This window comes from Dickeya sp. CFBP 2040 (assembly GCF_012273755.1).
Taxonomy (GTDB): Bacteria; Pseudomonadota; Gammaproteobacteria; order Enterobacterales; family Enterobacteriaceae; genus Dickeya; species Dickeya poaceiphila.
The window spans coordinates 58,587-85,449 of record NZ_JAAVXH010000013.1 but is presented as its reverse complement, the minus strand read 5'-3'; the positions used below and the strand labels follow the sequence as shown (position 1 = coordinate 85,449).

Annotated in this window: 19 protein-coding genes and 1 pseudogene; 8 read left to right on the top strand and 12 right to left on the bottom strand. The window is 58.5% G+C overall.

Translation table 11 applies throughout. The features are described from left to right. Nucleotides 1–12 precede the first annotated feature (12 nt). Nucleotides 13–810 carry an ABC transporter ATP-binding protein gene (locus Dpoa2040_RS01585; protein WP_168640053.1) on the top strand — a complete coding sequence of 266 codons (798 nt, stop codon included), beginning with the start codon at nucleotides 13–15 and terminating at the stop codon, nucleotides 808–810. Nucleotides 811–1,191: 381 nt separating this feature from the next. Here Dpoa2040_RS01585 and Dpoa2040_RS01580 read toward each other — a convergent pair whose 3' ends face one another. From Dpoa2040_RS01580 to fes, 3 genes are all read right to left on the bottom strand, one after another. Further along, the gene (locus Dpoa2040_RS01580) at nucleotides 1,192–9,792 is read right to left on the bottom strand and encodes a non-ribosomal peptide synthetase (protein ID WP_246867222.1); all 8,601 of its coding nucleotides are present in this window, start codon (nucleotides 9,790–9,792) and stop codon (nucleotides 1,192–1,194) included. A 121-nt stretch (nucleotides 9,793–9,913) separates the two neighbouring features. Then, nucleotides 9,914–10,132 (bottom strand): MbtH family protein, encoded by a 219-nt coding sequence (locus tag Dpoa2040_RS01575; protein ID WP_042871873.1) that lies wholly within the window; start codon nucleotides 10,130–10,132, stop codon nucleotides 9,914–9,916. 34 nt (nucleotides 10,133–10,166) lie between these two features. Further along, nucleotides 10,167–11,459 (bottom strand): enterochelin esterase, encoded by a 1,293-nt coding sequence (fes, locus tag Dpoa2040_RS01570; RefSeq protein WP_168640052.1) that lies wholly within the window; start codon nucleotides 11,457–11,459, stop codon nucleotides 10,167–10,169. A 310-nt stretch (nucleotides 11,460–11,769) separates the two neighbouring features. On the opposite strand from fes, the gene Dpoa2040_RS01565 reads away from it, so the two are divergent. The 6 genes from Dpoa2040_RS01565 (at nucleotide 11,770) to Dpoa2040_RS01540 (ending at nucleotide 18,958) form a co-directional block, all read left to right on the top strand. Next, nucleotides 11,770–13,980: a TonB-dependent siderophore receptor gene (locus Dpoa2040_RS01565; RefSeq protein ID WP_168640051.1), complete on the top strand. Its 2,211-nt coding sequence runs from the start codon at nucleotides 11,770–11,772 to the stop codon at nucleotides 13,978–13,980. A gap of 83 nt (nucleotides 13,981–14,063) precedes the next feature. Beyond that, a complete protein-coding gene (locus Dpoa2040_RS01560) occupies nucleotides 14,064–15,251 on the top strand; it encodes an isochorismate synthase (protein ID WP_042871877.1) in 1,188 nt (395 codons plus the stop codon). Continuing rightward, nucleotides 15,248–16,876, top strand: coding sequence for a (2,3-dihydroxybenzoyl)adenylate synthase (locus tag Dpoa2040_RS01555; protein WP_168640050.1), 1,629 nt, complete (start codon nucleotides 15,248–15,250; stop codon nucleotides 16,874–16,876). Before Dpoa2040_RS01560 ends, Dpoa2040_RS01555 begins: the two co-directional genes overlap by 4 nt. A 3-nt stretch (nucleotides 16,877–16,879) precedes the next feature. Then, a complete protein-coding gene (locus tag Dpoa2040_RS01550) occupies nucleotides 16,880–17,752 on the top strand; it encodes an isochorismatase family protein (RefSeq protein WP_168640049.1) in 873 nt (290 codons plus the stop codon). After that, complete coding sequence (gene dhbA, locus Dpoa2040_RS01545) at nucleotides 17,749–18,507, top strand: 2,3-dihydro-2,3-dihydroxybenzoate dehydrogenase (protein ID WP_168640048.1); 759 nt, start codon at nucleotides 17,749–17,751, stop codon at nucleotides 18,505–18,507. The genes Dpoa2040_RS01550 and dhbA overlap by 4 nt, the downstream gene beginning before the upstream one ends. A gap of 34 nt (nucleotides 18,508–18,541) precedes the next feature. Further along, entirely contained in the window at nucleotides 18,542–18,958 is a 417-nt protein-coding gene (locus Dpoa2040_RS01540; protein ID WP_168640047.1) for a hotdog fold thioesterase, read from the top strand. 45 nt (nucleotides 18,959–19,003) lie between these two features. Here the strand turns inward: Dpoa2040_RS01540 and Dpoa2040_RS01535 are convergent, their stop codons facing one another. From Dpoa2040_RS01535 to Dpoa2040_RS18300, 3 genes and pseudogenes are all read right to left on the bottom strand, one after another. Further along, the gene (locus Dpoa2040_RS01535) at nucleotides 19,004–20,062 is read right to left on the bottom strand and encodes an alkene reductase (RefSeq protein ID WP_168640046.1); all 1,059 of its coding nucleotides are present in this window, start codon (nucleotides 20,060–20,062) and stop codon (nucleotides 19,004–19,006) included. Between the two features lie 413 nt (nucleotides 20,063–20,475). After that, on the bottom strand, nucleotides 20,476–21,048 hold the full coding sequence (locus Dpoa2040_RS01530; RefSeq protein ID WP_042871888.1) for an alpha/beta hydrolase: 573 nt from the start codon (nucleotides 21,046–21,048) through the stop codon (nucleotides 20,476–20,478). Between the two features lie 220 nt (nucleotides 21,049–21,268). Next, nucleotides 21,269–21,472 (bottom strand): annotated as a pseudogene (locus tag Dpoa2040_RS18300) (hypothetical protein); the annotation flags it as partial. Between the two features lie 200 nt (nucleotides 21,473–21,672). On the opposite strand from Dpoa2040_RS18300, the gene ypdK reads away from it, so the two are divergent. Beyond that, nucleotides 21,673–21,747 (top strand): membrane protein YpdK, encoded by a 75-nt coding sequence (ypdK, locus tag Dpoa2040_RS18495; protein ID WP_099327210.1) that lies wholly within the window; start codon nucleotides 21,673–21,675, stop codon nucleotides 21,745–21,747. Between the two features lie 221 nt (nucleotides 21,748–21,968). Here the strand turns inward: ypdK and Dpoa2040_RS01520 are convergent, their stop codons facing one another. The 6 genes from Dpoa2040_RS01520 to gspI all read right to left on the bottom strand — a co-directional run bounded on the left by Dpoa2040_RS01520 (nucleotide 21,969) and on the right by gspI (nucleotide 26,860). Next, nucleotides 21,969–22,811: an A24 family peptidase gene (locus Dpoa2040_RS01520; protein ID WP_168640059.1), complete on the bottom strand. Its 843-nt coding sequence runs from the start codon at nucleotides 22,809–22,811 to the stop codon at nucleotides 21,969–21,971. 180 nt (nucleotides 22,812–22,991) lie between these two features. Beyond that, nucleotides 22,992–23,480 carry a type II secretion system protein GspM gene (gene gspM / locus Dpoa2040_RS01515; RefSeq protein ID WP_042871891.1) on the bottom strand — a complete coding sequence of 163 codons (489 nt, stop codon included), beginning with the start codon at nucleotides 23,478–23,480 and terminating at the stop codon, nucleotides 22,992–22,994. Next, the gene (gene gspL, locus Dpoa2040_RS01510; protein ID WP_168640045.1) at nucleotides 23,477–24,679 is read right to left on the bottom strand and encodes a type II secretion system protein GspL; all 1,203 of its coding nucleotides are present in this window, start codon (nucleotides 24,677–24,679) and stop codon (nucleotides 23,477–23,479) included. The genes gspM and gspL overlap by 4 nt, the downstream gene beginning before the upstream one ends. Next, a complete protein-coding gene (gene gspK, locus Dpoa2040_RS01505) occupies nucleotides 24,676–25,752 on the bottom strand; it encodes a type II secretion system minor pseudopilin GspK (protein WP_168640044.1) in 1,077 nt (358 codons plus the stop codon). Before gspK ends, gspL begins: the two co-directional genes overlap by 4 nt. Next, complete coding sequence (gspJ, locus tag Dpoa2040_RS01500; protein WP_210423781.1) at nucleotides 25,749–26,447, bottom strand: type II secretion system minor pseudopilin GspJ; 699 nt, start codon at nucleotides 26,445–26,447, stop codon at nucleotides 25,749–25,751. The genes gspK and gspJ overlap by 4 nt, the downstream gene beginning before the upstream one ends. Before the next feature lie 35 nt (nucleotides 26,448–26,482). Next, entirely contained in the window at nucleotides 26,483–26,860 is a 378-nt protein-coding gene (gene gspI, locus Dpoa2040_RS01495) for a type II secretion system minor pseudopilin GspI (RefSeq protein ID WP_042871901.1), read from the bottom strand. Nucleotides 26,861–26,863: the final 3 nt, after the last annotated feature.

Genomic DNA, 26,863 nt, shown 5'->3' with positions numbered 1-26,863 from the left:
AGAGTGATTCTGATGACACAGCTTTTACATGCCGAGCAGTTAACGCTGGGCTACGACAACAAAATCATTGCCCGAAATTTGAGCGTGGCGATACCGGCTGGAAAATTCAGCGTCATCATTGGCCCTAACGCCTGTGGTAAATCCACCCTGCTGCGTGCGCTGTGCCGTCTGCTCAAACCCATGGCAGGCGATGTCTTGCTGGACGGCACCAGCATCCACCGTATTCCGACTAAAACATTGGCCCGGCAACTGGGCCTGTTGCCGCAGCACGCTATCGTACCGGACAACATCACCGTGATGGATTTAGTCGCACGTGGGCGCTATCCGCATCAGACGCTGTTGCGTCAGTGGAGCGAAGCGGACCAGACGGCGGTAGAACAGGCGATGGCGGCGACCAACGTCAGCGAACTGGCGGAACGCAGCGTGGACGAGCTTTCCGGCGGTCAGCGCCAGCGGGTGTGGATTGCGATGGTACTGGCGCAGCAAACACCGCTGTTATTGCTGGACGAACCCACCACCTGGCTGGATATCGCCCATCAGATTGATTTGCTCGATTTGTTCCGCGAACTGAATCAGCAACACGACCGCACGCTGGTGGCGGTGCTGCATGACCTCAATCAAGCCTGCCGCTACGCCGATCACCTGATCGTGATGCGCGCAGGCAGCGTAATGGCTCAGGGTGCCCCCGCCGATATCATCACCGCCGAACTGGTGCAGGAGGTATTTGGCATGGCCTGCGTCATCATCGACGACCCGGTTTCCCACACGCCCCTTATCGTCCCCTGTGGCCGCCATCACCCAGCCCCTTGACGCTGTTGACAAACAGCGCTGTTGTTTTGTTATTGGTGATTTATGTTGGAGTTGCGAGAGGTTTCGTGCTTGATGACATCCGTTATCCCTTTGCGACATCATTGCACGCACGACAAGGAGAGGCTCAAACGCCGCCTCTCCTTGACCTCTGGCTGGTGGCTAAACTATGCCGCTGGCGCGGTCCCCTCAGCGTTCGCCTTCGCTGTTCGGGCCGCCCGTGACGTGCTCCAGGCACGGCACGGGCTTTCGCCGCGTCCATGCGGCTCACCCGGCGAAGACGAACACCTCGGCACAGTTTTTGACGCCAGAAAGACCCATTGCTGACGATTAAGATGGTTGTCTACAGCCTCCATGGCCGACTGCTGTCGGCCATGTTCCCACTCATCGATGTAGCAGCTTATTCAGCAATGGCCCCAGGTTTTCCAGCGATTCCGGCGACAGAATGTCAGCGTGCTCGCAAGGCTGGGGATACTGCGTCAGTGTGCCGACATACGGCGCCCAGGTGGCGTCAACATCCATATCGACCGGCAAGGTACGGGCCGCCACAAACAGCGTGGCTTCACCGTCGTAACGGTGTGAGCGGGCCGATGACAGTAGCCGTACCGCATCCTGATAGTTGGCGACGATATTGCCAAACATCGCCTCCCGTTCCACCCGCAGTTGCAGGTCGTCTTCCGCCTGCGTGTCGGCCATAAACCCGGCCTGTTCGCGTTCCACTTCCTCGCGGGCGTCGGCTTCATCCGGCGCGGTCCAGTCCTGCCCTTCCGGCGGGTAGGTATCCAGCAAGCCGAGGAACGACACCGTTTCACCTGTCTGCCGTAACCGCGCCGCGATGCCGTGCGCCAGCGTACCGCCGAGCGAATAACCCAGCAGGAAATACGGCCCCTGCGGCTGAATACGCCGGATGGTCGCCAGATGGCGATCACACATCTCGTCCACCGATTCGCAGCGGGCAATCACCCCGTCTGGCCGTGGTGATTGCAACCCGACAATCGGATAATCCCCATCCAGATACCGCAACAGCCCTGCATACTGCCAGGCAAATCCCGACGCCGGATGCAGACAGAACAATACCGATCCACGACCGGGACGCAACGGCAGCGTTTCGCCATTGCCATCCGGGTGGTTGCTGTCAGCATTGCCCTCCACCAGCGCGGCAATGCTGGCTACGCTACGCGCCGCCATAATCTGCCCCACCGTCAGCGACCGTTGCAGTTGTCGGCGAATCTCGGCAGCCAGCCGCATGGCCAGCAACGAATGGCCGCCCAGCGCGAAGAAATCGTCATCTGCCGACACTGTCTCGCACGCCAGCAATTCAGCGAACAATGCGGCGATCACCCGTTCGCCGTCAGTTTGCGGTGCGCGTCCGGCAGCCTGCTGCCCGGCAGGCGCTGGCAGCGCTTTGCGATCCAGCTTGCCGTTAGCGCTGAGCGGGAATGACGTCATCAGCACATAACTCACCGGCACCATATGGGCAGGCAGTTGCTGGGACAGCGCCTGTTGTAACGAGGCGATATCCAGCGCGTGCTCTGCCTGCGGCACCAGCCACGCCACCAGTTGCCGGGCATCGGCACCGCGCAGACGAGTCGGTTTCCCGCCCAGCTCACGTGCACCAACCACCGCCTGCGCCACGCCGGGCTGCGCCAGCAGTACCTGCTCAATTTCACCCAGTTCGATACGCTGCCCGCGGATTTTCAACTGATCGTCGCTGCGACCCAGGTAGTCCACCGTGCCGTCTTCCAGCCAGCGCGCGATATCGCCGGTGCGGTACATCCGCTCGCCGTGGGCAAACGGGTCCGCCACAAAACGGCTGGCGGTCAAATCCGGCCTGCGCAGATACCCCTGCGCCAGTTGAACACCGCACAGATACAGATCGCCCGGTACACCGACCGGCACTGGCCGCAGTGCGCCGTCCAGAATACGCAGTTGGGTGTTCCACACCGGCAGGCCGATGGGAATGCCCGGCAACTGACAGCGTTCCAGCGCCTCGCCGGATGCCGGCTGCCAGGTGACATCCACCGCCGCTTCGGTCGGGCCGTACAGGTTATGCAACGGCGCCGCAATCATCGATTGATAATTCAGCGCCAGCTCACGTGACAACGCTTCACCGCTACAGAATACCCGCCGCAGGCTGCCACAGCCGATTTCCGCACGCGGGCGTGTTTCCAGCGCGCTCACCCAGGCCGCCAGCATCGACGGTACAAAGTGCAGGGTGGTCACCGCGTAGTCGTTGATCAACTGTACCAGTGCCTCCGGGTCACGGTGTGCATCCGGCGGCGCCATCACCAGCCGGGCGCCGACCATCAACGGCCAGAAGAACTCCCATACCGAGACATCGAAGCTGCACGGCGTTTTCTGCAACACCACGTCATCCGCCGCTAGCGGGTACTGATGTTGCATCCACCACAAACGATTGACGATAGCCTGATGGCCGACCACCACCCCTTTCGGGCGACCGGTGGAACCAGAGGTGTAAATGACGTAAGCCGCCTGCTGTTCCGCGACCGGTGGCGGCGAGTGACGTGGCGACTGGCGTTCATCCGCCAGCGTATCCAGCAGCAGCACATCGGCCAGTTCAGCGAAGCGCGATTGCAAACTGCTTTCGGTAATCATCAGGCGAGGTTGCGCATCCTCCACCATCAGCGCCAGCCGTTCATCCGGGTAGCCGGTATCCAGCGGTAGCCAGGCGGCACCAGTTTCCAGAATGGCGTACAACGCCAGGCTCAGGCGTACCGAGCGCGGCAGCGCCACCGCCACGATGTCGCCGGGGCGCACCCCAGCGTCGATCAACCGGTCAGCCAGTAGCCGGGTCTGACGTTGAACCTGACGGTAAGTCAACTGATGCTGCCAATCCACCAACGCGATGCGATCCGGCGTGCGTTGCGCCTGCGCCGCCAATGCCTGATGCAACGTCCCCGGCGGCACCAGTTGTTCGGTGCGGTTGACCTTCTCCAGTAACGCCTGTTCTTCCGGCAACTGCAACGTCCAGGCCGACAGCGGGCGTTCCGGCTCAGCCACCAGTTGTTGTAGCAGCAGCAACAGGCGTTGTGCCAGCCGCTGCGGCTGCGTCACGCTGTCGCGGTATTCCATCAACAATCGCAGCCGCTTGCCGGGCAGTACCAACAGCGTCAGCGGATAGTGGGTATAGCCGCGATTGTTGACCGCCTCGCAGCGCAGCGCCTGCCCCGGCTGACTCAGTTCATCGCCATCCGGGTAATTCTCCACCACCAGCAGCGTGTCGAACAGCGTACCGGTGCCAGCCAGTTGCTGGATTTCCCCCAGCCCTACATCATCATGTTCGATCAACTGGATTTGCTGCGCCTGCAATTCAGCCAACTGCGGCGGCAACGCCCGCGATGCATCCAGCCGTACCCGCACCGGCAGCGTATTGCTGAACAACCCAACCTGCTGGCTGATGCCGTCAATCTGCCCGAAGCGACCGGACACCGGCGAGCCGAACAGCACATCGTCCGCGCCGCTGCTGGCACTGAGCAGCATCCCCCAGATGCCCTGCATTACGCTGTTGAGCGTCAGGCCATACTGTCTGCATAGCGCCAGTAACCCGTGTTCCAGTTGCGGCTCCGGCAATAACTCCAGCTCACGCACTTCATCATGATACGAATCATCGCTATGATGCGGACCGTCGCCAAACAGCAGCGTCGGGCGTGCGCCTGTCAGCACCTCACGCCAGCGCTGACGCGACGTTTGTGCATCACGGGCCGCCAGTTGGCGAATAATGTCGGCATACGCCACCCGGTGCGGCGTTAGCGCGTAACTCCCCTGATATAGCGCGGTGAACAGGTCGCGCAGGCACACTGGGGTTGACCAGCCATCCACCACCAGATGATGCGCATTCAGAAACAGCGTATGCCGTTCCCCGTCCGCGTGGCTGACCAGCAAGGCATGTAGCATTGATGAGGGCTGATGGAACAGGTCGCGCGCCAGTTCAGCTTTTTCCAGCACCAGCAAGGCATCAGCTTCCTGATCTGCCGACATGGCCGGTAACGTCTGGTTCTCCAGCGGCCAGTAGCACTGGTCGTCACGCAGCACCGGCAACACCTGCAACGGCACCGACGCCTGTTCGGTATCAAAGCGCGCCGCCAGCTGCGGGTGATGACGTACCACCGCTTCCAGCGCCTGACTCAGTTGCGTCACCGACAACGGGCCGCGCAGCAACAGCCGGGTCAGCGAATTATAACTCCCCGCGGCCTCCGCCAGCTGGGCGTGAAACAGCAACCCTTGCTGTAACGGCAACACCGGCAACACCGCCGATAACGGCCCGTAATGCTGACGCAGGCGTTCCAGCACCGCGTCGCTAACGCCGTCCTGCGCCACGTCAGCGGATACCAGCGTATCGGACAGCGGCGGACAATCCGCCAGATCTCGCCACACCTCAATCGCCTGCGTCATCCCTTGATGCAGTGCGTCGATATCATCAGCATCGAACACTCCATGCGCCCATCCCCAGTGAATAGCCAACTGTGGCTGTTCGCCCTGCTCGTCAACAAAAATATTGATGTCCAGTGGGTGACTGAGCGGCATCGTCGGTGCCTGCACCACGGCAAAAGCATCGCGGAAATAGCGCTCGCTGCGACGCGGCGACCATGGCCCTTCGCTCGCGTCGAATCGTCCCAGATAGTTGAACAGAATTTCCGGCGCGTGTGCATCCAGCGCTGCCAGTATATCGGCGCTCTGTGTATCCAGATAACGCAACACGCCATAGCCAATGCCGCGATCCGGCACCGCCCGCAGCGCCCCTTTCACTGACCGCAACACAGCCCACGGCGTGGCGTCCGGTTCAGCTGGCGCAGTAATACACACCGGGTATTCGGCAGTCAGCCAGCCGACTGTACGACCAAGATCCAGCCCCTCCGGCGTGTCAATGCGACCATGGGATTCCAACGCCAGTCGCAGCGGCTGAACGCCAAAGCGGCGCTGGCAGGCCAGAGTCAGCGCCCCCAGCAGGATCTCATCCACCCGCGCCTGATAACGTTCCGGTAAAGTCGTCAACACCGCATGGGTCAGCCCGGCATCCAGTACCCGGCGCGACTGCTGTCGGGTCTGTTCCTGATCACGGGACGGGTCGAGACGCCGCTGCCCCAACCGTGGCAGCGATGCCGCCAGCGCAGATTGCCAGAACGGCAATTCAGCACGGCGTGCCGTTACCTGCCCTTTCAGGCTGGCAGACCAGTCAACCAACGAACACTCTTCAGCGGGCAACACGGTCAGTTGACCAGCCATCGCCGCTTCAGCCGCCTGACACAATTCCGGTAGCAGCACACGCCACGACACGCCATCCACCACCAGATGATGGATAACCAGCACCAGTCCGCAAGCACGGTCATCGCGTTGCAGTAATACCGCCTGCATCATCTGGCCTGCCGCCGGGTCAAGACGCGACACTGCCGCTTCAAGTGCCCGCTCCGCTGCAACCTCAACCGGCTCTTGTGCGGTTAGCCTGTCGCACTGTAGTGATACAGTCGGCGATGAAGCGGCTTCAATCACCAGATGCCCGTCGCGGGTCAGCGAGGTTAACGCCGGGTGTGCCTGCACCAGCGCGGTTAATGCCTGTGCCAGCTGTGCTGGTTGCAGCGCGTCAGGCACCGACAGGAATACGCCGTGCGCAAACAATTGGTTGATGTCCGCCAGCCGGGCGAAGCTATGCACGATGGACAGACCGTCCACCACGCCATGCCGTACCGTACGCACCGGCGCAGCAACAGCCGTCAATGGCTGCATCGCCTGCGCCATACGCGCCGGTGTACGTTCGGCGAAAATGGTTTTCGGTCTTAGTTGCCAGCCAGCGCGTCGCAACAGTGTGCCCAGCCCCATGGCGGAAATACTGTCGCCGCCGAGTGCGAAGAAATCCGCCTCCGCGCTGACCGACTCCAGCTTCAGCAGGCTGGCGATGGACTGGCAAATCAACCGCTCCTCGTCGGTGGCCGGTTCGCGTCCTATCACCGCCGCGGCCTGCTGTGGTTTCGGCAACGCCTGACGGTCAATCTTGCCGTTGACGGTCAGCGGCAGCTCCGCCATCACCATCAATACCGCCGGAACCATGTAGTCCGGCAGTTGTTCTGCCAGTTGGGCCAACAGGCGGGCGGCGCAATCCGGTTGTTCACGGGCGGCATCGTCCGGCACCGAGCAATAACCAATCAGCCGATGCGTCGCGCCGAGCGGTTCGGCGATCACCACCGCCGTGCTGACTTCATCCAGCGCTACCAGCGCGTTTTCCACTTCACCCAGTTCCACGCGGAAACCACGTACTTTGATCTGATGGTCAACACGGCCAATAAACGCCAGTTGACCGTCGTGACGCCAGCGCATCAGGTCGCCGGTGCGATACATCACCGCGCCCGGAACAAACGGGCAGGCGACAAAGCGCGTAGCAGTGAGATCCGGGCGACGCAAATAGCCGCGCGCCAACCCCGGCCCAGCGATATACAGCTCGCCGGGTACCCCTACCGGCACCGGGCGCAATTGGTTATCCAGCAGCCAGACTCTGGTATTAGCGACCGGCTGGCCGATAACCGGCTGACTCGCCACCGTGACCCGTGCGCCCAGCGTATCGATGGTGTATTCCGACGGTCCGTAATAATTATGAATTTCCATCTGCGGATGCTGACGCATCAGCTGCCACAGCCGCGGCGTGGCCGCTTCGCCGCCAATCATGATGAAAACAGGCTGATGGTTATCCGATTCCAGCAAACCGCTGTCGATCATCTGGGTGAAGAATGACGGCGTGATATCCAATAAATCGACAGGCATCTGATTAAAATGCTGCACCAGCGCCCAGGCATCTTTACGCAGTTCTTCATCGAAAATGTGCAATTCACTGCCCATCATCATGCAAAATAGCGGTTCCCAGGAGGAATCGAAGGAGAATGACGCCGTGTGTCCGGCACGCAAACGGCGGCCATGTTGCTGTGAGAAACGGGCGATTGCCGGGCCGAACAGGAAGCTTGAATGCGACATCATCAGGTTGAGCAAACCCGCGTGGGTACTCATCACCCCTTTCGGCTTCCCGGTAGAGCCGGAGGTATAGATCATATAGGCCAGATGGTCGCCGCACAGCGGTTCGCGCCGTTCCGCATCCGTCACCGGGTGGGCGGGCAACCGGGCGCACTCGGCCCGCAAGCTGGACTCATCCAGGCACAATACCTGCGGCAATTCCGGCATCTGTGCACGCACCGCGCTGTGGGTCAGCAGCAGCGCCGGACGCGCGTCGTCGCACATCAACGCCAGACGCTCGCGCGGATAATCCAGATCCAGCGGCATGTAAGTCGCGCCGCTGGCCAGCACCGCGAAAATCGCCACCACCGACGACACCGAGCGCGGCACGCCGATCGCCACCACATCGCCCGAACCAATTCCTTGCGCCATCAACCGGCGTGCCAGTTGCATCACCCGCGCCGACAGCTCGTGGTAACTAAGCTGCTCGCGCCCACAGGCGACAGCCAGCGCATCCGGCTGTTGCTGTACCTGTTGTTGCAAGCAGTCCAGTACTGAGCGCAACGTCGCCGGTATCGTCAGGCACGGGCCACTACCCCAGCCGTCGATATGCCGCCATTCGCTGTCGCAGAGCAGGTTCAGTGCGCCGATGGCCTGATCCGGTTGCGCTACCAGTTGCGCCAACAGGTGTTGCAGACGCTGCGCGTGCCCCTGCAAGGCGGGGCTGTCGTAACGCGCCGGGTTGGCGACCAGTTCCAGCTGTAACTCGCCGTCCTGTACGCCGAGGGTAAACTCCATGTCGTCCACCGGCCCCATCGCCAGCACGTGCGTCGTTACCGGCGTGTTCCCCAGCGTCAACCCGGCGTTGTAGACCTTGAAGTTAATCACCGGCCCGTACAACCCCTCGCTGCCGCCAACCAGACCGAGATCACGCCGCAACTGTTCCGCTTCATAGCGCTGATGACGCCGTACCGCCTTGATTTCCGTCTGTAACATTTGAGCGGCATCGATTAACGACATCGCAGGTTGTAGCGTCAATTGCAGCGGCAGCACGTTGACCACCGGGCCGCAGGCGCACAGTGCCGCTGAACCCATCCGCCGCATAAACGGAAAACCGACCGACAAACGCGGCTCGCCGCTCATGCGATAGAGGTACACCGCCAGCGCCGCCATAGCGATTTCAGCCGGTTGCACCTTACCGCCAAACCGTTGCTCCGCCAGCGTAACAAACGGTGCGGCAGGCAACGTCACCTGCTGGTACAGCGTACGAGTGCCTGCTGGCGCGGTCTCACACACGTCCGCCGCCAGTGACACCGGTGTCGGCAACTGGCTGGCATGATCGCGCCAGAACGCCGCCGCCTGCTGACAGGCGGGCGAGCGTTCCCACGCTTGATACTCCGCCACCACATCGGCAAACGGCGTAAACGGCGACGCCTGTGGCGTTTCACCGGCGATAAGCGCGTTATAAATCGTCACCATCCGCCGGGTAAGCGCATCAAAGCTAAAACCATCCACCATCAGGTGATGAAAGCGCTGATACCAGAACCATCGTTCCGGCTGCGCCGACACCTGCATAATCACCTGCCGATACAGCGGTTGCCCGCCATCGGCTGGCAACGGTGCCGCCAGATCCGCGTGCATCAGCGCCCAGGCGGCGTGTTCGCCCTGCGCCGGGTCGCTGAAATCCAGCCATTCCGGTTCGTCCATCGCCACAGCACCCGGTGTGGATGGCAGCCACTGCACCGGCTCGTCGAGATCATTCAGGCCAAAGCGCGCCTGTACCGTATCCGCTTCCGCCAGCCCCTGACGGATGGACGCCAGCAGGCGAGCCGGATCGACCGGGCCGTTCAGTTCCAGCGCATGTGCCACGGTAAAGGCATTCGGCTGGCTGGCTATCTGGTCGGCCATCCAGATACCAGGCTGAGCCGCCGCCAGCGGCAGTTCCTGCCAATCCACCGACGGCGTCAGCGTTGATTCGTGGGAAGATGCAGGCTGGCCAGGTAATTCGGCTTGATTGGGTGAAAGTGCCATGTTGGGTGCAAGTGTTATGTTGGGTAACTGCGCTGTGCTGGGTGACTGCGCCTGGTTAAATCGCTCTGACACGTTGTTTTCCTTACTCCGTCAACGGAAACAGTCTGACTGGGAACGCCGGTTAGGCTTCGCGGGTGCGCAGACTGGCCGGACGCATGTCCTGCCAGTGAGTTTCGGTATAAGCGATACACGCCTCACGGGATTGCGGCCCGTATACCGCCTGCCAGCCCGCCGGCACCGCGGCAAACTCTGGCCACAGGCTGTATTGCTGCTGCTCGTTGACCAGCACCAGAAACGTCAAACGATCATCGTCAAACGGATTCAGTTGTTCCTGACTCATTGTTGTTACCTCATGTGATAAGAGTTGCCGCGCATTATCGGGCGTTGTCGTTGTTCAGCAGCCAGCGAAATCCGTCAATCAATCCGCCGCGCCAGCACAGGGTGTCATGTCCGCCGGCATACACACGCTGGTGAACCTGATGCCCCGCCGCTATCAGCGCCTCATGCATCTGTTGATTGACGAAGGCGATATCCGCCTCGCGTCGCCCCGCTTCCTGAAAAATCACCAGCGGCGATGCCGTCTGGCCGCTCTGGCGCACCTCGGTGATCAGCACACCGGGTTCCAGCGTGTCGCGCTGATCAAAGTCGGTGATGAATTGCAGGTTCGGCCACCAGAACGACCCGGATTGGGTTAACACGCGGCCAAAACGCTGCGGCCAGTGCAGACCGGCGTACAATGCCGCCAGCCCACCATAGCTCTGCCCGGCTACCACCGTACGATCCGGGTCGTCGCTGAACGGTGTCAGGCGCGCTGCCTGCGGCAACAGTTCCTGTTGCACCGCCTGCCAGAACGCGGCATCGCACGGCAGTTCACGGCTACGGGTTTCCCCGTCAATCGCATCGATAAACAACCAGACCGCGGGTGGTAAATATCCGGCGTCGGTTTCCGTATCCAGTGCGGCAAATAGCGGCGTATCGTCGGCCCATTTCTGCCCGTCCAGCACAATGCATAATGGCCGTTGTGCCGGTTCATCGCTCACCCCGGTGGTGTACAGCCAGATACGGCGCTGGTTGTCGAGCTGTTCGCTCTTCCAGTCAAACACCGTCAACCGGGTGGCGTCCGGCGGCAATGCCGAGCCGTTGTCCACCGCCTGCCAGGCCGGTTGTGGCAACGCTGCCGGCATATGCGCCGCCGATAACCGTTCTCGCCATGGTTGGTTCAGGTTGAGTGGATCAGCAATCGCGCAGGGAAATAGCGAACACCACCACTCCCGTTGTTGCTTATTACGCACTTGCTCGTCGTCGCTAAATACCGGCGGCAAGCGCGCCGCTTCAATCGGGATCAGGGAATAACTGCCGCGCCAGTCATGCTCAATCACCATCGACCAGTGCCAGATGTCAGTACCGGGGAGTCGCTCCAGGCTCTGCGGATCGGTGCTGTGGTGATCAGTGACACCATTGATATCGGCATACACCCGTCGGATAGCGGAATGGCGTTCGTCACCGTCCGGGTCGCGCCAGAGAAAGGTAACCCGCACCCGCGCGGCATCCAGTGCTTCCACCAACGGTGTTCCCTGTCTGGCTATCTGTTGCCACCAAACGTCTTCCCCTGCCTGAGGTGATGACAAAAGTGTTGCGGCGAAACCTGACGGCTGTGCTGCCGACATCAAAACCTCCTGGGGCTGCCCTTTACGTTTCACTTACATTTAATTAACAGAACTAATGTATTTGTTTGTGAACTTACAATTTCTTAGACAAGAGAAATAATATTGAGAACCATTTACATTTGCAATAAGATGTAAATCCCGATGTCTGTCGGGATAAAAAACTGATGTCCCGGTCAAAAATGTATGACAGATAAAATTAACAGCATGAATTTAAAGTTAATTAACTGGATAAATGAGATGAACGGCAAGGCCGGGAATATATAACCTGAAACATATAAAAAATAAGGTCTTTCTCAGGAGGGGAGAACTGATGCGTAGCACCAGGAATAACCAATTAGCAAAATTAAAGTCTTGGCAAAAAAATAAAAATGCGATGCCAGCCGTGCTGGCTTCCACCTTGCTGGTGGCAGCACACGCACAGGCGGCGGACACCACTAGCGGCACCGACACCATGGTCGTATCCGCCACGGCTGGTGAGAGCGTTACCGCTCCGCTGAAAGGCATCGTGGCGAAAGAGAGCGCTTCCGGCACCAAAACCAGCACACCACTGATAAAAACCCCGCAAACAGTCACCGTAGTAACCCGCGACCAGATGGATGCGCAGGCGGTTTCTTCCGTGTCCGACGCGCTGAATTACTCCAGCGGCGTGGTCAGCAACTACCGTGGCTCCTCCAACCGTAACGATGAAGTCATTTCCCGCGGCTTCGGTTACGCGCCAAAGTTCCTTGACGGCCTGAGCTATGGCCTGAGTGGTCAGGGTGCAGCACTGGGGAAAATAGACCCCTGGTTGCTGGAGCGGGTAGAGCTGGTGCACGGCCCGGCGTCGGTATTGTATGGACAGGTCAACCCCGGCGGGCTTATCAGCATGACCAGCAAACGCCCGACGGCAGAAGATATCCACAAAGTGCAATTCAGCGCGGGTAATCAGCGTCTGGGCGAAGCGGCGTTTGATTTTGGCGGCGCACTCAATGACGATAAAACCCTGCTCTACCGCCTCAACGGCATCGCCAGCACCCGTGACGAATTCGTCAAGGATTACAAAGAAAAACGTGTCGCCATCGCGCCGGCGATCACCTGGCTGCCTAACAGCGACACCAGCTTTACGCTGCTGACCAGCTACCAGAACGATCCTAAGGCGGGCTTTCGCAACTTCCTGCCTAAAATCGGCACTGTGACCGAAGCCAGCGCTGGCTATGTCCCTTATGACCTGAACGTCAGCGACCCCTACTATAATCGGTCAAAACGCGAGCAGGTCGGTATCGGTTATATTTTTGATCATTCATTCAATGACAACGTGACCTTCCAGCAAAACTTCCGCTACTCCCAGTTGAGGGAGCGCTACAAGTATCTGGTTTATAGTACGAGTAACCCGGAAATCTCCGATACCTCGCTGGCCCGCCGTCAGATCCGTGAAGAACTTGACGCCGACGAAATCGGTCTGGATAACCAGATTAAGGTCAAACTGGAAACCGGCGATGTCCAACACACTGTACTCAGTGGGGTGGATTACAAATGGCAGGATCGCGATTACAACTACTGGCTCAAGCGCGGCGACCAGTACAACTTTGACTGGGCGAACCCCAGCTACGGTGGTTCTTATCTGGTCAGCGACAGTCAGCTAGCACTGGACACGTCTTACAAGAAAAAACTCGATCAGGTTGGCGTCTATCTGCAAGACCAGATGGAATGGAACCAGTGGAACCTGCTGCTGTCCGGTCGCCATGACTGGAGCCAAATACGCACGCAAAACCACATAACTAGTACGTCAACACAGCAAGACGACAGTAAATTCACCGGTCGTACCGGCCTGCTCTACGCTTTCGATAACGGTATTTCGCCGTATGTCAGCTACAGCACCTCGTTTGAACCCAACCTGGACTCCGGCGCACCCGGCACACCTGCGTTTAAACCGACAACCGGCGAACAAACTGAAGTCGGCATCAAGTTCCAGCCGAAAGGCAGTAATACGCTGCTGACCGTCTCACTGTTTGATATCACGCAGAAAAATATCACCTCGTACAACAGCGTGACCCAATACAAGGAGCAGATCGGTAAGGTGAAATCCCAAGGTGCGGAAGCGGAAGTACATACGCAACTGACGCCGGAAATCAGCCTGATAGCGGCGTACACCTACACCGATGCGGTCACTAAGGAAAGCAACACCGCCAACCAGGTCAACAAAGCACCGTCGTCTATTCCACGCCATTCCGCTTCCACCTGGGGTAGCTACAGCTTCCAGAACGGCCCGCTGAAAGGCGTCACGCTCGGCACCGGGGTGCGCTATGTCGGTTCTACCTACGGCGATAACGCCGAGAGCTTCAAAGTACCGGCCTATACCCTGTACGACGCGATGGCGCGTTACGAGCTGGGTTCACTCACACCGCAGTTGAAAGGCACCACCGTGCAACTGAACGTCAACAACCTGACCGACAAGCGCTACGTGGCGTCATGCGGTAGCGATACCGCCTGCTTCTACGGCAGCGGACGTACTGTCGTCGCAACGGTCAACTATAGCTGGTAATAGGCAGCAGGGCGGGGTTTCCCGCCCTGCGGTGACGCCGGCGCATCACTATTTTGTTCCACTTCCGACATAAGGAAAACCCCGTGTCAACGCTCGCAGCCACCTCTTCATCGCTGGATGTTCGCACGCTTCAGCACGATGATTTTCTGTTTCTGTCTCCCGACAACAGCCTGCATACCCGCGGATGTTATGCCGCCTTGTCGATGCCCGTGGCAGATGGCGGCCACCTGCAAGGCAGCGTTCAACAGCAGGTAAACGCACTGTTTGCCCGTGCCAGGCAGGATGGTATCGCCCGGCCATTGCTGGTGGGCGCTATCCCGTTCGACAAACGCCAGCCTGCCCGCCTGTTCGTGCCGCAACAGTCTCACTGGTTCGCACGCGATACGCTACCGCCCGACACACAACCCGCCACGCCGATAAGGGCGCGCCGGATACGTGAAGTGCCGGGTCACGATGCGTTTTGCCAGATGGTCAGCGCCGGCGTCGCTGCCACCCGTAACGGTGAGTTGAATAAAATCGTGCTGTCTCGTCTGTTGGATATCGATACCGAGCAGCCGCTCGACTCAATCCGCCTGCTGCGACAGATCAACCAGCAAAATCCCTGGAGCTACAACTTCCACGTGCCGCTGGAACAGGGCGCACTGCTGGGCGCCAGCCCGGAATTGCTGCTGCATAAACAGGGTAGCCTGATTGTGTCGCAACCGTTGGCCGGTTCAGCCCGTCGCAGCGACGACCCGGTGGAAGACCAACGTCTGCGCCGTACGCTGATGGCCTCAGCCAAAGATCGCCACGAACACCGGCTGGTCACCGATGATATCCGCCGGGTGCTGGCACCGCGCTGCCGGACACTCACCATTCCAGACACGCCGGAACTACTGAGCACGCCGGTGCTGTGGCATCTGGCGACCCGGATTCAAGGCGACGTGTTGGACGCACGGGAAAATGCGCTGTCGATTGCGTGCCTGCTGCACCCTACCCCGGCGCTGTGCGGTGTGCCGTTTGAAGCGGCGCGAGATCGCATCGCCCAACTGGAGCCGTTCACACGCGGCCTGTTCGGCGGCATCGTCGGCTGGTGCGATGATCAAGGCAACGGTCAATGGGTGGTGACCATTCGCTGCGGCGAAGTACAGCAAAACCGGGTGCGACTGTTTGCCGGCGCTGGCATCGTGCCAGACTCTCAGCCCGTGTCTGAATGGCACGAAACCGGCGTTAAATTGAGCACCATGCTGCGTGCATTTGGTCTGCGACAGGATCAGGAGTGTGCAGCATGATGATTGAATTCACCCGCTGGCCGCCCGAACTGGAACAGCGCTATCGGGAACGGGGCTACTGGCTGGATGTGCCGCTGGGCGACATCCTCACCCGGCACGCCAACAATGACGATATTGCCTTGATCGACGGTGACCGCACGTTCAGTTACCGCCAGTTGAATCAGCGCGTGGCGCAACTGGCTGGCGTGCTGCAACGCCGGGGAATAACGCCGGGGCAAACCGCGCTGGTGCAGTTAGGCAATATCGCCGAATTTTACCTCACTTACTTCGCGTTGCTGCGTGCAGGCATCGTGCCGGTCAACGCCCTGTTCAGCCATCAGCGCAGCGAGCTGTGCGCCTATGCCGACCAGATCGCGCCAACGCTGTTAATCGCCGACCGTAGCCATTCATTGTTTGCGGATGATCGCTTTATCGACGAACTGCAAAAACGCTGTCCATCGCTACGGCAGGTCATCCTGCGCGGCGACAGCAACCCAGCACAGGATCTGTCGCAGTTGTTGCAGGAAGAGGGCGAACTCACGCCAGCTACCCCGACGCCTGCCGATCAGGTGGCATTTTTCCAGCTTTCCGGCGGTAGCACCGGCACCCCAAAACTGATTCCCCGCACTCACAACGATTACTACTACAGCATTCGCGGCAGCGTAGAAATTTGTCAGGTTGACGCCCATACCCGTTTCCTGTGCGCTCTGCCCGCCGCCCATAACTACCCGCTCAGTTCACCGGGCGCACTGGGCGTGTTCTATGCCGGCGGCACGGTGGTGCTGGCAAGCGACCCCAGCCCAGCCAGTTGCTTCCCGTTGATTGCACAGCACCGCATCACCCTGACCGCGCTGGTGCCACCCGCCGTCACACTGTGGCTGGAGGCGGTGGCGTTATCGGGCGAGCGTCACGCGCTGGCGAGCCTGCGCGTATTGCAGGTCGGTGGCGCACGGTTAAGCGAATCGCTGGCGCGACGCATACCGGCGGAGCTGGGTTGCCAGTTGCAACAGGTATTCGGCATGGCGGAAGGGCTGGTGAACTACACCCGGTTGGACGACGACGATACCCATCAATTCACCACGCAGGGCCGCCCTATCAGCGACGATGACGAAGTATGGGTGGCCGATGCCGCCGGTAATCCGCTGCCGCACGGCGAACCGGGTCGCCTGATGACGCGTGGGCCGTATACCTTCCGCGGCTACTACCGCAGCCCGGCACATAACCGCCAGGTGTTTGACAATCAGGGCTTCTACTGCTCCGGCGATGTGGTTATCCAGCAGGCGGATGGCTATCTGCAAGTAGTGGGGCGCGAAAAAGATCAGATTAACCGCGGCGGGGAAAAGATCGCCGCCGAAGAGATCGAGAACCTGTTGCTCCGTCACCCAGCGGTGATCAACGCCGCACTGGTGGCGGTGCCCGACGCAATGATGGGCGAGAAAAGCTGCGCGTTTCTGGTCACCCGCGAACCGCTCAAAGCAGCGGCGCTGCGCCGTCATCTGCGCGAGCAGGGTATCGCCGACTACAAATTACCGGACCGATTTGAACAACTGCCCATTCTGCCGGAAACCGCGGTGGGTAAAGTCGATAAACAGCGGCTACGCCAGCTGGCGCAACAGCGCGTAGCGGCCACCGCTGCAGGAGAATAAATCATGGCTATTCCAAAACTAAACGCCTATCCGCTTCCCGGTATCGAGCAGGTGCCGGTCAACAAGGTTAACTGGCCGGTTGACGCCTCGCGCGCTGCCTTGCTGATTCACGATATGCAGAACTATTTTCTCAATTTCTGGGGAGAAAACAGTCCGCTGACCGAACAGTTGATCGCCAATGTCGTGCGTATTCGGCAAGCGTGCCATCAGCTGGGTATCCCGGTGTTTTATACTGCCCAACCCAACCAACAAAGCGATGCTGACCGGGCGCTGCTCAACGACATGTGGGGACCGGGCCTGAACCGTCATCCGGAACAACAGCAAATCACTGCCGCCCTGACGCCGGACGCCAACGACACCGTGCTGGTGAAATGGCGTTACAGCGCCTTCCAGCGTTCCGATCTGGAACAACGGCTGAAAACCGCAGACCGCGATCAGTTGATTATCTGTGGGGTGTATGCCCATATCGGTTGCCTGACGACCGCCACCGATGCGTTTATGCGCGATATTAAACCGTTCATGGTAGCCGATGCACTGGCGGACTTTTCTCAGGAAGAACATCTGATGGCGCTGCGTTACACCGCAGGTCGTTGTGGCCGGGTCCTGACCAGCGAGCAATTGCTGAACGCGCTGGTGCCGCAGGCCGACACCGGCCTGGCACGCCTGCGCGCCGAACTGCTGCCGCTGCTGGATGACGACGACATTAGCGACGACGACAACCTGCTGGATTATGGTCTGGACTCGGTACGCATCATGTCGCTGGTCACCCGCTGGCGTCAGCAAGGTCATGACCTTGATTTCGTGGCGCTGGTGAAAAATCCCACGCTGCGCCACTGGCATCAGTTGCTGAGCCAGCCTCAACGGGAGGAAGCATGAGCGTCACGCTGGATTTCAGCGGTAAGCAGGTGTGGGTAACCGGTGCCGGGCGCGGCATCGGTTATGATATTGCCTGTCGTTTTACCGAGGCGGGAGCGACCGTCACCGGGTTTGACCGCGTTTTTTCCGCTGACGAACAGCCGTTTCGCGCCATCGAACTGGATATCAGCAATGCCGCTGTCGTTGCTGAGGTCTGTGCAACACAACTGGCGCACACGCCGCATCTGGATGTACTGATTAACGGTGCCGGGATTCTGCGTATGGGCCAGACCGAAGCGCTCAGCCAGCAAGACTGGCAGGATTGCCTGAACGTCAACGCTGGCGGTGCCTTTCACTTTTTTCAGGCACTGATTCCGCAATTTCAGCAACAACGCCGCGGCGCAATTGTTTCAATTGGCTCCAACGCCGCACATGTGCCGCGGGTCGGCATGGCAGCCTATTGTGCGTCTAAGGCGGCGTTGCGCAGCCTGTGCATGACTGTCGGCCTGGAGCTGGCGCCCTACGGCGTACGCTGCAATCTGGTCTCGCCCGGCTCTACCGATACCCCGATGCAACGCAGCTTGTGGCACTCACCGGCTTCAGAACAGCAGACCATCGCCGGTTTTCCTGAACAGTTCAAGCTGGGGATTCCGCTCGGCAAAATTGCCCGCCCACGCGACATTACCGACACGGTACTGTTTCTGGCCTCCGATTTGGCTGGTCACGTCACGCTACAGGATATGGTGATCGACGGCGGCGCCACGCTGGGCGCGTGACGTTGGCATTCGCTCTTGATGGAGGAAACACACATTGATCTGGAAACGCGTCACCACGCTGGACATGCTTAATCAGATGAGTGACGACTGCATGTTGTCTCACCTGGGGATTCACTTTACCCACATGACTGACAACAGCCTGGAAGCGACGCTACCGGTAGACGAGCGTACCCGGCAACCATTCGGCCTGTTGCACGGCGGCGCATCGGTGGTGCTGGCAGAATCTCTCGGCTCGGTAGCAGGTTGGCTATGTACCGAACCGGGTGCCAGCGTGGTGGGTGTAGAGATTAACGCCAGCCATCTGCGGGCGGTTACACAAGGCGAGGTACGGGGTATCTGTCAACCGCTGCATCTGGGCCGAAAGACGCAGGTCTGGCAAATAGAGATACTCGACGAGCGTCAGCGGCGCTGCTGCATTGCCCGGCTGACTACGGCGGTGATTCAGCCGTAAAGGTCGTAACCAGGAAAAAGGAGGCCGATGGCCTCCTCGTTGGTTTTATTCCGCCAATACCGGGTAATCGGTATAGCCTTCCGCCCCCGATCCATAGATCGTGTTGCCGTTGAGTTCATTCAGCGGTGCGCCACAACGCAGGCGTTCAACCAGATCCGGGTTGGCGATATACATTCGCCCAAACGACACCGCATCCGCCTCGCCATCCACTAACAGTTGCTCAGCCGTGTCACGGGTCAGGCCATCGTTGGCGATCACCACGCCACGGAACGTTTTACGGATCAGCGGCAGAATACGCTGTGGGGTATCCAACGCTTCACGCACAAAGATAAATGCCAGTTTACGATCATTGAGTTGTTCTGCCACATAGCCGAACAGCGCCTGCGGCTCCGAGTCCTGCATAGAATGGGTGTTAGACATAGTATTCAGGTGCACGCCGACCCGATCCGCTGGCCAGACGGTCAGCACGGCATCGACGGTTTCCAACAGGAAACGCGCCCGATTGGCAATCGAGCCGCCGTACTGATCAGTACGCTGGTTTGAGCCATCATGCAGGAACTGATCGAACAGGTAACCGTTGGCCGCGTGGATTTCCACCCCATCAAACCCAGCGCGTTTGGCGTTTTCCGCCGCCCGACGAAAGTCTTCGACAATCCCTGGGATTTCATCCGTTTCCAGCGCGCGTGGTACCACATAGGGTTTATAGGGACGAATCGTCGCCACATGCCCTTCTGCCGCAATAGCGCTGGGGGCCACCGGCAACTCGCCGTCCAGATAGACGGGGTCTGAAATGCGACCCACATGCCACATCTGCAACACCATTTTGCCGCCTGCCGCGTGTACCGCCGCATTGATGCGGCGCCAGCCTTCAATGTGTTCATCCGACCAGATGCCTGGGGTATTGGGGTAGCCGACACCCTGTGGGGTGACGGCGGTAGCCTCTGTCAGGATCATCCCAGCACTGGCGCGCTGAACGTAATATTCCTGCGACAGCGCGCTTGGGATGCGCTGATCAAAAGCACGCATTCGAGTCAACGGTGCCATGACAATACGGTTTTCAGCCTGAATAGCACCAATATGGATAGGATCAAACAAACCTGACATAGCGTTTTCCTTAATTTGTTGGCGGTCTGATACGGGTAGTGATGCCCCGCCGCCGTGTATTTTTAGCGAACAGTAATGTGATACCAGAGCGATCATGCGATAGCCGAATACCCGGTAACGACGATCCAGTAACAACGACGTTATCGGTAACGGCTCAGGACAAGGGATATACCTTATTGCAGGAACAGCCGCCATACCATTCGGTGCTAATGACGACTCATCAGGTTATATACGCTAAATACGCCAGGTGGCAGGCAAATCGTCCACTGGCTTAACTCATGGTACATTGACCCATCGGGCGATGGGCCAATTTATACGTCAGGTAAGCAAACCAACGCGTTGGTAGCCTATCAATGACGAAGATAGGTAGGGATGCCACACAGTACATCAGCCTGCGTACGAGCCTTGCTGCATCAACCGGCAGGCGACAGGTACTCACCAAACGCCGCCAGACGTTGCAGCCCATACTCCCATTTACCAAACCCAGCTTCAGCATTGATATGCCCGCCTTCGCCTACATCCACCAGATCACTGCCCCAGACTTTCGCCCAATACTCGGCACGGGAAAAGGTCATCAATGGGTCATTGTGGCTGGCAAACGCCAGACTGGGCACTGCCAGTTGCTCAGGGCGAATTCGGTCTTCAATTTCAAAGCGCATCGGCTCAGCGGGGGCTACCAGCATTACGCCGGCGATGCCTTCCATGCCTTGCTGGACCACGTGGCAGGCGGCCAACGCCCCAAAACTGTGACCAATCAGCACCGCTGGCCGGTCGCACGTCGCCAGTTCACGACGGATAGCCAGGACCCACCGATCCAGATCCGCCTGATACCACTCTTTTTGACGGATGCGCCGCCAGAAGGGAAACCGACGTTCCCAGTAGCTCTGCCAGTGATCTTCATCGCTATCACGCAATCCCGGCACCAGCACCATGGTCAGGCGCGGGTCGATGTCTATCAGACGCTGGTCTACTTCTGTTGTCTGCATCAGGTTCTGTGTCTCCCTGTTGATTGCCTGTCAGGGTGACTGACACCGACAGCATCGCCTATTACCGCCATCCGCCACACCCTTTCCATTACAATTCTATAACAATATCAGCACCGACTTACAGCCTACCACGGGATTTCTAATTTGTATCCTGATTCAGCACAGCAATTTACATTCCGTTCCTTTTTCATAATTTAACCATTTTTTCTTTTTATATCTGTCACTTGCCACCATACAACCTGCTGAGCCATTCCACAGAATGAGAAAATGGCAGCTCACGAGGGCAGGCAATACGACGATAATCTTCGGTATTAAGGATCACTGAACACCTTAATGAACCGGCAGTGAACGCCCGTTCATCAAACCGGCTAAACAGCATGGGGTCAGCCACCAGTAGTGAATCCAGATGAAAACTAAACGGCGGATGCGTTTTAATGCTATTCCCATCGAATCTCGCGTTATCCCTCTTGAACTTCGCCCTTCACCCGGCGTAGATTAGCGCCGATTCCGTCATTGGCCTGCATTGCAGCGATGGCTGGCGGAACAGCCCAAAATCAGGCGGTTCCTGAACGGTAAACGCACAATCGGAATCATTGCTGGCGTGATATTGCTGGAGAAAAATCAGTGAAGTACTTATTCATGGGCGTTTCATTCATTCTGTTTTTGTGGGTAGGCACTTTTTTACTGATGCTGGAATAACCCTGACGGTGATTCCTCATCCACTTCGGCAGCAGGCTCCTGTCGAAGCAACAACAAAACATAATTATCAGTATACGAAAGACGAATAAACGACAGGCTGGCAGCGCTTCTGCCAGCCTGTTTTTTTAGGGATAAGTCCAGTTACGGTAGCGATACGTCGCACCAGAGACGGTGCCCCACCGTAACAGACGTTCGCCCTGCCCGATGTGGGTTCAGTGGCCCTAGCCGCCCAGCACATTGAATACCAAACCGATTGCACCGCTTACCGCCAGCCAGGGACCAAACGCCAACGGTTGCTGCATACTGATGCGCTGTATACGTCGCCACAGTAGCGTCGCTACCAGCCCGGTCAGCGACGCAATCAATACCAGATTAGGCAACGCCTGCCAGCCCAGCCAGGCACCTAACGCGGCCAATAGCTTAAAATCACCGTATCCCAACGCCTCACGCCCACTCAACAGACGAAAAGCCCAGTAAATCAGCCATAACGACACATACCCCACCATGGCGCCGATCACAGCATGTTCAAGGGGGACAAACGTATCTGACAGATTGAACAGCAATCCGCACCACAATAGCGGCAATGTCATAACATCTGGCAGTAACTGGGTTCGGGCATCAATAACCGCCAACGCCAGCAATGTCCCAAAACACAGCAACGCCCCCAGCAATGCCATCCCCGGTTGCCAGAGTACCCCTGCCAGCAGAAATAATAGCCCAGACAACAATTCAATCAGCGGATAACGCCAGGACACCGCGCCGCCACAGCAGTGGGCGCGCCCACGCAACCCTATCCAACTCAGCAGCGGAATGTTGTCACGCACACGCAATTGTTGATGACAATGCGGACAGGAAGAAAGGGGCCAGATGAGATCATAACGGGCAGAGGGTTCGCCGGTTGGCAAGCCAAGATGCATACGCGCTTCCTGCTGCCAGCCTCGTTCCAGCATGACCGGCAACCGATGGATAACCACGTTGAGAAAACTGCCGATAATCAACCCCAGCACGAACAACGCGAACAGCCAGATACGCGGGAATGCACTGGCAAAAGCGAGCAGATCCATATCATTCTCCATCCCGATCCCTGATGACCCGGTATGCTGACACAATACACAAGTCAGGTGCCAGACCAGCAGGCAACAGGTATCGTTTTTTGCGCGCCAGCGCGCAGACTGGCTGATTATCAGCGACAGCATTACGTTGATGCACCCGCCAGATATCAGGCAGGGCAGCCACGTCACCCGTTAAAGCACACGCTCCAACGACAGACGGGTGACTTCTACTATACCGGGGCTGTTGGGGACTGCCGTCACATCCATCCCCTGAGTGATGACGCCGTTTTTCTGCTCCAGTTCAGCCAGCCAGTGCAACAGGTTGTTAAAATCGCTACGGGCCAGCGTCACCGACATCTGCGACGCCTGCGGCTGCATACGCAACACGGTAATGCCATAACGGGCCGCACTTTGCGGCACTAACACCGTCAGGCTGATATCCCGCCCTGCTATTTGCCGCCTCGCGCCGTCCTGCGCCGGCAAACGCGAGGCCTGTTGTTGCATCCAGCGCACGGTTTGGCGCTCACGATCAATGGCCATCTGCCATTGTCGCGCCTGTTCCTGCCAGGGTACCCAACACAGGTAATACAGCAGGCACAGTAACACCAGACCGGCACACACCAGCGTCATCATCCGCTCACGCTGGCTCATTACCTGCCAGCGACGACGCAATTCATTCATGGCTGACTCCTCAGGGTTAACTGACCTTCCACATGGTCTTTCTCTTGCTTCATTTCACCCGGCGGGATCTGGAAATAGGTCTGCGCCTGCTGGCGGAACTGCTCCATCTGCGCATAGGATGTCGCCCGCAGATTGAGGCGCAATTCTTCACGTCCGCGATCATACGACAGCGATTGCAGCGATACCCCATCATTCTGTGCAACCAGTTGCTGCAACCGGTTCATCTGTTCCGTTAATGCAAAGCCGCTTACGCCGGATTGCGCTTCCTGCAAATGCCGCTGCATCTGTGCGCGCGGGTTCACTATCTGTTTTTCATCCGGAAACAGTTTGCGATACACCCTTACACTCTCCTGACGCCAGTAATCTGCCTGACGATACAGTTGATAATGGCTCCAGACCGACTCCCCCAGCAGCAACAACAGCCAGGCGCACAACGCAATCAGCACATTACGCCATGGCAGCAACGCTTGTTTCCAGGGTTTCACCGGCGCGTATTCGCCCTGACGCAGATCCATACTCATCGGCAGACTGGCCTGTGCGGCCAGCGACAACAAATCCGTCACCGGTTGCGGCTGCCAGGTCAGCGCCGAGGCTGGCAACGGGCTATAACAATGTATGGCAGGCAGCGGCTGAAACCCGGCCAGCAGCGATTGATACCAGCTCTCTTCCGCCGCCATACCGATACCGTTATCCAGTCGAAACAGCCACAAATTTTGGTGGCTGACGGCACTCCAGGCGCTGTCAAGGCGCGGCAATACCATGACATCCGGCACCACCGTCTCTACCGGCACATCCAGCGCCTGACACTGATTCAGCCATGCCTGTAGCCGTGATGTCTGCACCACCGCAACGGTTGCGTTATCTCCCTGAATGTCCATGACGGCAAAATGCAGTTGGTCAATATCGCTCGCCACCTGTTCTTCCAGCATGAAGGGAATAGCCTGTAATAATTGCCGGCGAGACTGACGCGGCAGTGACAGGTTATGGAAGGTGACATCGGTAGACGGCACCAGCACCCGCATCGACATCACCGGATAATCCGCCAGCACGGCCTGAAGGCTTTCCTGCGTTCCACTACCGCGAGTCAGGGTCTGATGACGGCTGACCGACCAGATAAGCCACTCCAGACTGTCCGATGCCTCTGCGGACAACCGCAAAATCAGCTGTTGTTTAGCGCTGGCGTTTTCTGACTTGTTCATGGATTCACCGTCCTATATCCGCCATACTGACGCTGTACCACCTCAGTCTGTTTACCACGATGAAACAGGCTGCGTTGATAGAATTCACTGTCGTCCACCCGTATCTGAATGTCGGCGAAGAACCACTCGCTCTTGAGAACCAGCGCCTGACGGACACTGGTTTTGGCTTTTTCCGGCAGTGCCAACATTCCCATAAAATCATTAAGATTGCGCCATCCCTGAGGGGGACGCTGCTGTAAAATTCGCACGGCTGATTCCGTGTTTATCTCTCCCATGAACAATGCCGACAACAATGGCGCGCTTTCTGGCGTCAGGGTGTTGAGGTTAACCGTCAGCTTATCTACCGGCAACACGCAGACATAAGGCAGTAACCGGCGGTATAACCCCGCATCTACCCCCATGACTGCCCGTAACTCCGTGACATCCGTCATGCGCTGGTTACCGGGATGAAAATTGACATAGCTGTCGTCTTCCGCACCGTTCATCAAGGGTTCGCTATCCTCGTCGATCCAGTCGCGTACCGCGTCCGTGATACGCTCCGCCTGCCGCTGCTCCTCGCCCAACACTATCAATAACTGCCGAAAAACCTGCGCGGCATAGGGCATTTTTTCAGGGGGACCGCCTTTAGCAGGCGAGGATTGATTGCTGTTGCTGCTATTACTGCCGCTACCGTTACTGCCGCTACCGTCGTTGCCCGTATTGCCGTCGCCAGATGCGCCATCAAGCATCAGCTTTTTGGTCGGGCTAAGCGCGTTAAGATTGAGACAAGCCTGGCCATCCTGCACCTGGGCGCGAATTTCACTGCCGTCCGCCATCATCTGATGATCCACCTTCGACCAGGATTGACCGATAAAGGTGCTCTCCGGCGATGCATGGGCATCTCGCTGTAGCGTACTGGAAATCAATGCTTCCGCACCCAGCGCATACCAGCGAGCCTGAGTACGGTTCAGCAAGGTGCTGGTGCGCTGCCAGGCTTTGCCGCTGCGCTCGGTAATGGAGGCGGCGATGGTCACCATCAGCGACAGCATCAGCATCACAATCAACAAGGCGACGCCACGTTGCCGACGACTCATGAGCCAGCTCCCTCGTTATCATCCGGTGACGCCGGATTCTGCTCGCCAGACGAGTCGATATTCTCCGGCGGCGCATCCTGATTGTTCGTATCCTTATTTTCATCGCTATTGCTACCATTCGGGGTGGCCTTAGGCTGTGTCTCCACATAGTTCGGCGTAACCAAAAACACGCGGGTAATCTCACCGTAATCCCGCAATGTAACGATGACCGCAATGCCTTTCGGCAGATACGCCGGGTCATCCCAACGCTCCTGCCAGCCGCCTTTGCCGAAAAAACGCAATACGAAACCGTTCACGCCGGTTAACACCGGGCGTATCGCCGGTTCCTGTGTCGTCAAGGGTTCGGAAGAATCATAGAACAGCCGTTCCAGCGTATCGCCATGCAACCGATACCCGACCCGCTGCAATTCAGAGCGCGGCAGAATACCCAACGGGTTGAGCCAGCCGTTGCGGATAAAACTGACTGCCCAGTCGGCGCTACCTAACTGATAACGTTCAGCGTAAAACCCCAGCTCATAACCCTGATTACGACGCGGAACGATTTGTGAAAAATCGCGATCCATCAGGGAAAACCCCCGCTGTAACTCTGCCAGACGCGCTTCTTTACGCGCCGATGCCTCGTCGTTGCGCATCACGCCATTCATTACCTGCGACGCGGCCAGACTGAGCGCGGCGAAAATTGCCAGCGCCAGCATCACTTCCAGCAGGGTAAATCCGCTCTCTGACCGCCTCACTGTTCGGGTTCCCCCGGCTGAACCTGATAGCTACGTAATACGGCATCGGCGCTCCGGCTGTCCCGTTCATGACGAACCTCAACATCTACTGCGCGTACCCGCGTATCTGCCGTCGCCACGCCCTGAATACGCCAAAACCACGGTGAACCGGCAAAATTGACCTCACCTTGCACCCATTGGGTTTGCGGCCACTGTTTTTCCAACCGCATCACCGCCTGTTGGTTTTCCGCAATCCACAGCGCGAAGGTTTTCTCTTCCAGGCGTCCCAGGCTGTTTGCCTGCTGCGCGGTTGTTTTTAGCACCGTCAAACCAGCCAGCGCGAAAATAACCAACGCCACCATCACTTCAAGCAACGTCATTCCCTGTTGTCTCATCGC